This is a genomic window from Microbacterium sp. (assembly GCF_011620715.1).
Taxonomy (GTDB): domain Bacteria; phylum Actinomycetota; class Actinomycetes; order Actinomycetales; family Microbacteriaceae; genus Microbacterium.
In genome coordinates this window covers 1,501-11,999 of the sequence record NZ_WOYP01000122.1, presented here as the reverse complement: position 1 = coordinate 11,999, position 10,499 = coordinate 1,501, and the positions used below count along the sequence as shown (strand labels likewise).

Here is a 10,499-nt window from a genome sequence, read left to right as displayed (position 1 = left end):
AGCAAGACCATTGCAGCCCCGATTCGGCTGAGCCGGCGTCTGACGCCGCGCCTAGCCTCCCCGGCATGCTGCGCGTCCTCGACCCTGACGATCTTCCGCCCGCCTACCGCGTCCCCTGGCGGGTCGATCGCGTGTACGACACGCATCCGCTCATCACGAACGACAGCGGCACGACGGTGGATTTCGTCCGCGTATTCGTCGACAGCACCCGCTGCGCGCCCGAGACGCAGTTCTGGGGCCAGATGCTCCCGGGCGAGACGGCCGAGCTGTGCCTGTGCGACTACGACCACGACGACGTGGTGGTGACCGTGGGCTGGTTCCGCCCCGAGACGGGCGTCGAGTATGTCTGGCGATTCGTCGTGTGACCGGCGCGACGGGCCCACAATGGACGCATGGGAATCTTCAGCACTCGTCCTGAGGAGCCGACCGAGTGGGCTGGGCTTCCCTCCGAGCCCGTCGCGTCGCAGTCGGAGGCGGAGAGCCTGGCGGAGCAGATCGAGTCCGCCGACTCTCTCGCCTTCCTCGGTACGAGTATCGAATCCGTCGTCATCCCGATGGTGCCTGTCGTCGAGATCGCGCAGACCGCGGCCGATACAGCCGAGGCCGACCCGCCGGAGTAGCCCGCTCCGCTCTCCGATGGAGACGACGGGCCGGGTTCTCAGCCCAGTCTGTTCGGCGTGAGACGCACGATCTCGGGATCCCTCCCGGTGACCTCGCGGGAGATCGCCTCCGCGCGTTCGCGTCCCTTCTTGGTCAGTCCGCGCGTGATGTGCAGCACCACACGTGCGGGGTCCCCGGTGACGCGCGCGTCGAAGCCGGCTCCCAATCGCGATTCGAGCCGCCGCTCCAGGGGCTCGTCCCTCGACGGAGGCTGCCGGCTCGGCTCATCCTTGAGGGTGCGGTCCAGGAAGTCCAGCACTTCATCGACGCCGTACTCGCGCCGGTCAGCAGTGAGCACTGAGTGGCCCCTGCCTTCGAACTCGACGGCGAGGAAGCGGTCGCCGAGCTCACGGCGCAGCGTATCGAATCGAGTACCCGTGGCGGGGTCGGTGCGGTACTTCAGCCCGAGCACCTCGCACCCGCTGGCTTTGACCGCTTCGAGATCGAACGGCGAAAGTCCGAGGTCCGCTCCGCGAGCCGCGGCGTTGCGCGGCAGACCGACGCCTGCCGGCAGCGACGGCTCCGCGATAACCGGCGCGATCACCGGCGCCCCGGCCATCATCGCCAGGGCGAACCCGCCGGTGAAGCACATGCCGATCACGCCCACCCCCTCGCCACCGACATCATCATGCAGCTGACGCGCGAGCGCTCGCAGCCAGACCGCCACGGGGCTGGTCTTGCCGCGCGCGAAGACCGAGAATTCGCGTCGCACGCAGAACTGGCGTATGTCGCCCACGACGTTGCCGACGGAGAACCCCGCGCCGGGGGTGCCGAACAGCCGGGGCAGCATCACCGTGAAGCCGGCGTCCACGACCTCCTGCGCGAACGTGATCAGACTCTCCTCGATGCCGGGGAACTCGTGGATGATGATCACGCCCCGGCCCGTGCCCTTGCGATACACGTCACGGGTGACGCCGTCGAACGTGACATCGGTGCGTGTCCAGCTCTCGAGTGAATCCATGCGATCATCGTTGCAGATATTCGGCACGCCTCGGCCGTCCCGCCGACGTACCGGTCCGCCGATCCGCCGCGCGACACTGCGGCATCCGGCTCACCTCGACACGTCTGGTCGGCGGGCATAATCTCGGAGCATGGACAGCACCCTGGCGTGCCTGACGGCATGGATGCCCCGGCAGCGCTGGTATGCCGCCAAAGGTCGCCCGCCGAGCCTGCGACTGGTCGCGTGGTGGGACGCGCCGACGCCTGCGGGCGGCACCGTCGAGGGGGATGCCGCCGAACTGAGCCCGGCCGATGCACGGGTGCGCACTTTCCTCGTCGCCGATGAGGGCGCATTGCCTGTCGTGCTGTACCAGATCCCCGTCGTGTCGCGGGCGACCGCGAGCGTGGATGCCTCCCCCGACCACATCATCGGCAGCCCCGAACCCGGGACCACGTTCATCGACGGGCCGTTCGACCCCGCGTACACCTCGGCGCTGCTCTCCCTGGTCACGAGGGGTGGTCAAGGCACCGGCCTGCGCGCGGTGGCCACCGGCCGCCCGACGCGCATCGTTGCGGCGGAAGCGTTCCGCACCGCGACCGTGCTCGCCGGCGAGCAGTCGAACACGTCCGTGATCTACCGCTGCGAGGACGGCTCGATGCCGATCATCTGCAAGGTGTTCCGACAGCTGCACGCCGGGCTGAACCCCGACATCGAACTGCAGACCGCGCTGGCCGATGCGGGCTCAGCGCACGTGCCGCTCGCAATCGGCTCGCTCGAGGGCCGGTGGCCCGGGATGTCCGGCGCGAACGATACCGTGACCGGCTCGCTGGCCTTCGCTCAGGAGTTCCTGCCTGGCGTAGAGGACGCGTGGCGCGTCGCCCTGCACGCCGCAGCGCGCGGCGAGGACTTCCGCGATCGCGCGCATGCCCTGGGCGCCGCCACCGCAGATGTGCACCTGTCCCTGGCCGGACTGTTCCCGGTGCGCGAGACGCAGCCCGCCGACCGCGAGGCCACTGCGGCCACGTGGCAGCGGCGCCTGGCGATCGCGATCGCGGAAGTGCCCGCCATCGCCGACCGTCGGCAGGCGATCGAGGCGGTCTATTCGCGCGCCCTCGAAATCGCCTGGCCACCCCTGCAGCGCATCCACGGCGATTACCACCTCGGGCAGGTGCTGCAGGTACCGGGCCGAGGCTGGGTTCTCCTGGACTTCGAGGGCGAGCCGCTCCGCCCGATGTCCGAGCGTGTCCAGTCCGACCTGCCGCTGCGGGACGTCGCCGGGATGCTGCGCTCCTTCGACTACGTCGCCGGCTCGATCCGCCTGGACAACCCGGAACGCTCACCCGAGGCGGTGCGGGATTGGGCGCTCAGCGCCCGTCGCTCGTTCGTCGAGGGCTATGCGAGCACCTCAGGCATCGATTCCGACGTCGAAGGCCCGCTGCTGGCGGCACTCGAACTGGACAAGGCCGTGTACGAGGCCATCTACGAGTCCCGCAACCGACCGACGTGGGTCACGATCCCGGTGCGCGCCGTCGCCCGGCTTGTGGAGAAGCCCGCGACGGTCGGTTGAGAACCGAGGGCACAACCTCAGTCGTCGAGCTCAGCCTCTTCGGTCTCTTCTTCGTCGAGGTCCTGGTCGTCGAGGGAGCGGCGATGCCAGCGCTCCCATGACTCCATCAGCTCGCCCACCGCTGCGTGGAACCGCGCAGTCGCGGCGCCCGGGGCGGTGTCGCCGAAATAGTGCGCCACCCACTGCTCGAGCCGGGCCACGGCATCCGCGTCTCCGAGCACGCGGTCGGTCTCGGCGACGATGGCGTCGGCATCGCGCGCGTCCAGCCATTCGCACGCCGCAAGGTAGCCGTGCGTGTCGATCAGCGCTTCGGGGTCGGCCGGTCGGGTGATCATGAGCGGGCGGTCAGCGGCGAGCCGGTCGTAGACCATCGCCGAGATGTCGACGATCGCGACGTCGGCGGCGGCGAGCTGCCAGCCGAGGTCGGGCCCGTCATCGAAGACGTGATGGGATGCCGGATCCGCGGTGTTCGCGGCGGCGAGTGCAGCGATGATGCGCCGATTCGCCGCCCCGTACTCGGCGTTCACGACACCCGAACGCGGATGCGGCCGGTAGATCACGCGATGGCGCCCCGTCGCCAGGAGCGCGCCGACGAGCCTCTCGCCGTGCGAGGCGATCGAACCGTAATGGGCGGAGGGACGATCGCCCTCCCACGTGGGCGCGTACAGCACGACGGTGCGATCATCCGGTGTATACGGCAGGGCTCCGGAGTAGTGATCTGCCTGCGGGCGACCGATCTCGATCGTGCGGGTGTCGAGATCGTAATCCCACAGCACGCGACCCAGTCGTTCTCGGGCCGCGGCTCCGGCGATGAACGCGTAGTCGTACGCCTTGTACTGGTTCGTGGTCATGTACATCTTGTCGGACTCGCCGTGGTTGATGAACACATGCCACCGTCTTCCGTAGCGGAACATCTGGAAGTTGCGCATGTTCTGGTTCACGTAGAGCACCACGCGGATGTCCTGAGTGGCGATGAAGCGCTCCAGCTCGCGCACCGTCGGCACGAATGCCACGGGGGGCGCGTCCTCGGCCAGGAGCGCCCGCGCACCGGTCGCATTGCGGCTCAGCACGACGACCGGCCATGTCTTCGCGAGCTCGGCGAGCGGCCGGTACCACTGGCGCATCTGGTACATGTTCACCGCCCCGTCTGCGAAGTAGACCGCGACGCGATAGTGGTGAAGCCGATGCGCGGGCTGGTCGGCGACGATGCGCCGGACCTCGGCGACCGCCGCGCGGTTCGTGACTGCCTTGCGCAGCAGTGCCACGGCCTTCTTCGCGTCCGAGACCAGATCCACTCCCTCAGGATACCGACGGGCCCCCATGACATGATCGTCGGGTGCATGTCGACCAGCCCGGACGCAAGGATGCGCCGGTCGCCGCCGCGGGGGCCGGGGTCAGCTTCGTGATGCCCGTGCTGAACGAACGGGGATATCTGCAGCGCGCCGTGCAGACCGTGCTGGCCCAGGATGTCGCGGGCCCGACCGAGCTGATCATCGCCCTGGCACCCTCGACGGACGGCACCACCGAACTGGCCGGCGAACTCGCCGCCGACGACCGCATCGTGCTCGTCGACAACCCCGAGGCCGACATCCCCATCGGCCTGAACCGGGCGATCCGCGCAGCCCGCTACCCGACGATCGTGCGGGTGGACGCCCACTCCGAGCTGGAACCCGGTTACACCACACGTGCGCTCGCGACCCTCGATCGGGTGCGCGCGGCCAACGTCGGCGGGGTGATGAAGGCCGACGGCCACACACCGTTCCAGCGCGCGGTGGCCCGCGCCTACAACTCCCCCATCGGCCTGGGCGGCGGGGCCTATCACGGCGGCACGCAGGAGGGCGAGGCCGAGAGTGCCTACCTCGGCGTGATGCGCCGCGACGTCCTCGAGGAAGTCGGCCTGTTCGACGAGAGCATCCGACGCGGCGAGGACTGGGAGCTCAACCTCCGCATCCGCCGCGCCGGATACCGGGTCTGGTTCGATCCGTCCCTGGCGGTGACCTACTGGCCCCGTGAGAGCTGGACCCGGCTCGTCCGCCAGTTCTCGGCCACGGGCCGGTGGCGCGGAGAACTGGTCCGCCGCTACGGCCGCGGGAACTCCGTGCGCTTCTTCGCACCACCGGCGCTCGTGCTCATGCTGGCCCTCAGCCTCGTGGTCGCCGCGCTGCAACTCAGCGGCGTGCTCGCCGGATGGTGGGGCGTCGCGGCATCCATCGTCTACCTCCCGGTCATCGCCTATGCCCTGCTCGTGATCGTCGTCGCGCTCGGCCGGGGTGGGGGCACCGGATCGCGCGACAGACTGTGGACACTGGCCGTTCTGCCGAGCATGCACCTCGCCTGGGGCGCTGGGTTCCTCGGCGGAGTGCTGGGCGGCGCGCATGACACCGTCGACACCTCGCGGCTAGGCAGCCGCAATACGCCGCTGCCCTAGTCGACCTGAACGAAGCCCTGGTCGAGGATCCGGCCGACGACCCGCTCGGCGGCGCGGCCGTCGTCACGGGGATTGAACTTCTCGCGCCACTGCGTGTACTTCGCCGCGAAGGCAGCCGGATCGTCGTCGCGGACCGCGGCGACGAGCTCGGCCTCGGTGCGCACCACCGGCCCGGGCGCGTGCGCGGCGAGATCGAAGTAGAAGCCGCGCAGCTGCCCGCGATAGTGCTCGATGTCGGGCACCAGGAAGAACATGGGCTTTCCGGTGACGCTGAAATCGAACATGACCGACGAGTAGTCGGTGATCAGCGCGTCAGCGGCCAGCAGCAGCTGCGACGTGTCGGGAAATCCGGTGACGTCCACCACACGCGGTCCCTCGGCATCCCGACCCGATAGCAGCGTGCGCGAATGGCCCCGCACCAGCACCACGGAATCGGTCGCTTCGGCCAACGCCGCAGGATCGACGAAATCCACCATCTCGGTGCGATCGTCGCGCCAGGTGGGAGCGTAGAGGAGCACGCGTTCGTCCGGCGCGATGCCCAGAGCAGCGCGCGTGGCAACACCGTCGCCGACGGTGAGGATGTCGTTGCGCGGGTGGCCCTCGACCCAGATCGGACGCGAGAGGAACGCGTACGCCTTGCCGAGGATCCTGGCCGCGTACGGATTCTGAGCGAGCAGCACGTTCCAGCGCCGCGACTCCTTGATGACCGCGGCCATCCGCCGCGGGTGGAACCCCGGCCGATGCAGGGCGAGCCGCTTGAGCGGGGTACCGTGCCAGGTCTGCACGACGACCTGGCCGGGGCGGCGGGCGAAGGTGCGGCGCAGCCAGTCGTTGACCACCAGCAGACGAGCGGATCCGCGAGCGCGCCACCACTCCGGGCTGCCGTCGACGACCGCCACGGCGCCCTCCGGAATCTGGACCGACAGGTCCACGACGCTCCAGTAGCGCGTCACGCCAGGCGCCCGGCGCGCGAGTTCGCGGTCTATCGCGAGTGGGTTGCAGCTCGCGTTGCGCCCGTAGAAGCTCTCGAAGAACACCGCGTTCTCGAGTGCGGCCGGCCGGGTCGCGTAGCGCCGATCGAGCGCCGCCTGCCCCTCCCCCGAGTCATATGCCGGGTCGATCGGCGGGCCCACCGTCAGCGTGCTGGAGGACAGCTCCGCACGAAGGCTGCCCAGCTGAGCCAGGGGCACGGATGCCGGTGCCTCGGCCGCTGCTCCCGCCGCGAGCTCGATGCGAAGGTCGTACTCCCCCGCGGGCAGCGGAAGCTCCGCACCGCCCCAGCGGGAGGCACGCAGGGGGAGGACCGCCGTCCACGTCTTGCCGCTGCCCGACGTAGCCGCCACGACACGGGCACGCGAACCGACGAGCTCGACCGAGACGGGCATGGGCCCGGCGCCGGACACGATCAGCGTGGCGCCCCCGTCGGTGCAGAAGCGGGCGTCGGTCATCGAAGTCCTTTCGTGAAGCGGCCGGAGTGCTGCTCGCCGAGTCCCGCCAGAATCGCACGGTACACCCTGCGTGTGTTGCCGCCGTCGCGGAAGTCGTGTACGCGCGCGCTCAGGCGCTGCGACAGCTCGATCCTGCGCGCCCGGTCGCTCTGGTCGGCAAGGAGCACGTCGAGCTGCCTCGCGGCCGCGGTCCAGTCGGCCGCCCAATCGCTCCCGGCGACATCGGCGTACGAGCCGTAGAACCCACGCGTCCGCGCGTACGCGTCCACGTCAGGTGCCAGGAACACCACGGGAAGCGGAACCAGTGCGGCGTCGAAGGCGAGCGAGGAATAGTCGGTCACGAGCGCATCGAGCCCGGGGAGAAGCGGCGTCACGTCGGGAACGACGTCGCTGCCGAGGCCGAGCACCCGGTCGGTGGCGAACGAAGGCGCATACTCGCCCACACCGAGGGGGTGCGAGCGCACCAGGAGCACCGCGCGGTGGCGGTTCAGCACGTCCACGATGGCATGCCACTCCGCGGGTGACGGGACGGCCGGATCCGACGCTCCGTCGCGCCACGTCGGCGCGTACAGGACGAGCCGGTCGGTTGGCTCGGCCTGACCCGCGGCCGCCGCGATCGCCGCGCGAGCGGCGGAGCGGCGGGATTCAGGGCTGCCCAGCGACAGGACGTCGACGCGGGGCTCGCCCGTGACCGGAACACGTTCGTCGGGCAGGCCGAATGCGGACTCCAGGCGCCCGCGCACGAGATGCGATGCGGCCGGCAGCACATGGATGCGGCGCGCCGCACCGCGGTACATGCGGCGCAGGATCGCCCGCACGGCCTTCGATCGCGGAAGGATGCCGCTGCGCACCGTCTCGGCCGAGTCGAGGCCGATCCGCTTGAGCGGGATGCCGTGCCACAGCTGCACGATGAACGCCCCCGAGACGCCGTACCGGTTCACATCGCCGAACCCGTGCGTGACGACGACGATACGCGCCCGCGCGGTGAGCCAGAACCCGCGCAGCGAGCGCTTGCCGGCGTATGGCATGCCCCGATCGGCGGCATCCCGAGCCTCACGGGCGGAGCCGACCAGCCAGACGGCCGGGTGCCCGTCGGCGACGGCGACATTCCACAGGGCGAGCGCCCCGTCGGCGATCCCGACCCCGCAGCCGAAGACCCAGCTGTCCCGCCGGCGCGGGATGAGCACCGTCGCGACGCGACCGAGGGCGTACAGCGGGAGGCTCGCGAGCTTCCGCGCGTTTCCCGCACCGAACGAGAAAGACGCCACCCCGCGACTCTATCGCGGGGTGGCGTCCTGTTCCTCGACGTTCCCTGGCTACGGAACCAGCTCGCCCAGGGTGACCTCCGCCGTCTGCGTCTTGCCGTCGCGCACGAAGGTCACCGTCGCGTCGCTGCCGGCTGCGGCGGCTCGCACCTGCGCGGTCAGATCGGTGGCGTCGGTCACGGGGACCCCGTTGAAGGCGGTGACGACATCGCCTGCCTGCAGACCGGCATCCACCGCGGCGCCGCCGTCGACGACCTCGGCGATGTAGGCGCCGGTGATCGTCGATGATTCGACGGATGCCGCATCCCGCACGCTCGCACCGAGCAGACCGTGCGTGGCCGCACCGCTGTCGATGATTTCGCCCGTGACCCGCTCGACGATGTTCGAGGGGATCGAGAAGCCGACGCCGATCGAGCCGGACTGACCGCTCGTTCCGCCCGCCGAGGCGATCGCGACGTTGATGCCGATCAGCTTGCCCTCCTCATCGACCAGGGCGCCGCCGGAGTTGCCGGGGTTGATGGCCGCGTCGGTCTGGATGACGGCGATCGAGATGGACTTCGTCGCGCTCGTGGCCCCGTTGCCGCCATCGCCGAAGTCGAACTGGAACGGGCTCTGCCCGCCGTCAGGCTGCGTGTCCTCCTGCGAGTCCGCCGAACCCGGAGCAGCCGACGAGGCGATCTGGATCGAACGGTTGAGCGCGCTGACGATGCCCGTGGTGACGGTGTTGGACAGGCCCAACGGCGCGCCGACGGCGATCGTCTGGTCACCGACGTTGAGCGCCGACGAATCGGCGAACTCCATCGGGGTGAGGCCTTCTGCGTCGACGAGCTTGATGACAGCGAGGTCGTAGGTCGGGTCCGTGCCGACCACCTCGGCGTCGAAGACCTGCCCGTCCGAAGTGGTCACGCGAATCGTGGCATCCGCGGTCGCACCGTCGAGCGTCACGACGTGCGTGTTGGTGACGACATAGCCGTCGCCGGTCAGCACGACGCCCGATCCTGTGCCCGCGCCGTCGGTGCCCGTCGCCTGGATCGTGACAACGCTCGGAAGCGCCTTGGCGGCGATCGCGGTGGTCTGGTTGACCGAATCGGTGTTGTTCACCGTGACCGTGGACGGGCCCGCCGCCGGGCTCGTGCCCGACGGGGTGAACAGGTTCACGCCCGCATAGGCCCCGCCCAGTCCGGCGGCGCCGCCGACGATCGCGGCGGCGACGATGAGCCCGACGACCTTGCCGGCGCTGGACTTCTTCTTCGGCGTGGAGGCGGTCGCCAAGGCGCCGGTGGCGGCGCGGTCGAACGGCACCGTGGGCTGGGTCTGGCCGACTCCGGGCTGTGCGGCAGCCCCCGGACCGAACGACGACGCATACTGCTGACCGGCGGCTGGCTGACCGGCGTAGGTCTGCGCGCGCGGCGTGCCGTAGGGCGGCGCCTGTGGCGGGTAACCGGCCGGAGCACCCGCCGGGTGCGTGGCCCCCGGTGCCTGCCAGGTCGGCGCCTGCGCCGGGACCGCCGGCGTCACCGGCTGGGAGACGGGTGTCGCCGGTGCCGCAGGGGTGTCGATGGGGGACTCGGGGGTGGAATCTGACGGGCGTTCGCCCTCGGTGTCGCTCATGGTGTTCTCCTTCTGCCGACCACTGACCACTGTGGGCCCGAATTCTGTGCGTTTCTTATGCCGGGGATGGGGGGCGACTATGCGAGTAGCGTGAACCCGATGCGAGAAACACCCGGAGCCTGGCGACGTACCGCGATCGGCGCCGGACTGATGAGTCCCCCCGACGAGTCCGCCGGCGCACGTCCTCGTTGCGGCTCCGCCGCAAACCCCCGGCAGGCTGGCACCCGCCCTACCATCTTCGCCGAGATGTCGGCCCTTGCGGCGCAGACCGGTGCGATCAACCTCGGTCAGGGGTTTCCCGACGAGGACGCACCGGCAGCGGTGCTCGAGGCCGCCCGCGCCGCGATCGCCCACGGCGTCAATCAATATCCGCCGGGTCGCGGCATCCCCGATCTGCTTCTCGCGATCGCCGAGCACCAGCAGCGCTTCTACCGGCAGCAGCGCGCGCCTGGTCACCGTGCCTCTGCGCTGGCCCGACTTCCAACCCGACCTCGATGAGCTCCGCGCCGCGGTATCGGACCGCACGCGCGTGATCCTGGTGAATGATCCGCACAACCCGACCGGGGCGGTGTTCTCCCGC

Annotated in this window: 9 protein-coding genes and 1 pseudogene; 5 read left to right on the top strand and 5 right to left on the bottom strand. The window is 70.1% G+C overall.

Going from position 1 to position 10,499, the window contains the following annotated elements; all coding sequences use genetic code 11:
* The first annotated feature begins 65 nt into the window (after window positions 1-65).
* On the top strand, window positions 66-365 hold the full coding sequence (locus QZV84_RS11125; protein ID WP_292829420.1) for a hypothetical protein: 300 nt from the start codon (window positions 66-68) through the stop codon (window positions 363-365).
* Between the two features lie 27 nt (window positions 366-392).
* On the top strand, window positions 393-620 hold the full coding sequence (locus QZV84_RS11120; protein ID WP_292829418.1) for a hypothetical protein: 228 nt from the start codon (window positions 393-395) through the stop codon (window positions 618-620).
* 38 nt (window positions 621-658) lie between these two features.
* Here QZV84_RS11120 and QZV84_RS11115 read toward each other — a convergent pair whose 3' ends face one another.
* On the bottom strand, window positions 659-1,621 hold the full coding sequence (locus QZV84_RS11115) for a dienelactone hydrolase family protein (protein ID WP_292829416.1): 963 nt from the start codon (window positions 1,619-1,621) through the stop codon (window positions 659-661).
* Between the two features lie 130 nt (window positions 1,622-1,751).
* Here QZV84_RS11115 and QZV84_RS11110 point away from each other — a divergent pair, with 130 nt between their 5' ends.
* Window positions 1,752-3,167, top strand: a complete 1,416-nt coding sequence (locus QZV84_RS11110) for a phosphotransferase (protein WP_292829414.1) — start codon at window positions 1,752-1,754, stop codon at window positions 3,165-3,167.
* A gap of 17 nt (window positions 3,168-3,184) precedes the next feature.
* Here the strand turns inward: QZV84_RS11110 and QZV84_RS11105 are convergent, their stop codons facing one another.
* Entirely contained in the window at window positions 3,185-4,462 is a 1,278-nt protein-coding gene (locus QZV84_RS11105) for a CDP-glycerol glycerophosphotransferase family protein (protein WP_292829412.1), read from the bottom strand.
* 41 nt (window positions 4,463-4,503) lie between these two features.
* Here QZV84_RS11105 and QZV84_RS11100 point away from each other — a divergent pair, with 41 nt between their 5' ends.
* The gene (locus tag QZV84_RS11100) at window positions 4,504-5,595 is read left to right on the top strand and encodes a glycosyltransferase (RefSeq protein ID WP_292829410.1); all 1,092 of its coding nucleotides are present in this window, start codon (window positions 4,504-4,506) and stop codon (window positions 5,593-5,595) included.
* On the opposite strand, the gene QZV84_RS11095 is transcribed toward QZV84_RS11100, so the two are convergent.
* From QZV84_RS11095 to QZV84_RS11085, 3 genes are read right to left on the bottom strand one after another with little or no spacing between them, the layout of a single operon-like run.
* Window positions 5,592-7,043: a CDP-glycerol glycerophosphotransferase family protein gene (locus tag QZV84_RS11095; RefSeq protein ID WP_292829408.1), complete on the bottom strand. Its 1,452-nt coding sequence runs from the start codon at window positions 7,041-7,043 to the stop codon at window positions 5,592-5,594. The two genes, QZV84_RS11100 and QZV84_RS11095, sit on opposite strands and share 4 nt — an antisense overlap.
* On the bottom strand, window positions 7,040-8,311 hold the full coding sequence (locus QZV84_RS11090) for a CDP-glycerol glycerophosphotransferase family protein (RefSeq protein WP_292829406.1): 1,272 nt from the start codon (window positions 8,309-8,311) through the stop codon (window positions 7,040-7,042). Before QZV84_RS11090 ends, QZV84_RS11095 begins: the two co-directional genes overlap by 4 nt.
* 48 nt (window positions 8,312-8,359) lie before the next feature.
* Window positions 8,360-9,919 carry a trypsin-like peptidase domain-containing protein gene (locus QZV84_RS11085; protein ID WP_292829404.1) on the bottom strand — a complete coding sequence of 520 codons (1,560 nt, stop codon included), beginning with the start codon at window positions 9,917-9,919 and terminating at the stop codon, window positions 8,360-8,362.
* A 99-nt stretch (window positions 9,920-10,018) separates the two neighbouring features.
* On the opposite strand from QZV84_RS11085, the pseudogene QZV84_RS11080 reads away from it, so the two are divergent.
* Window positions 10,019-10,499, top strand: a pseudogene (locus QZV84_RS11080) (aminotransferase class I/II-fold pyridoxal phosphate-dependent enzyme); the annotation flags it as partial.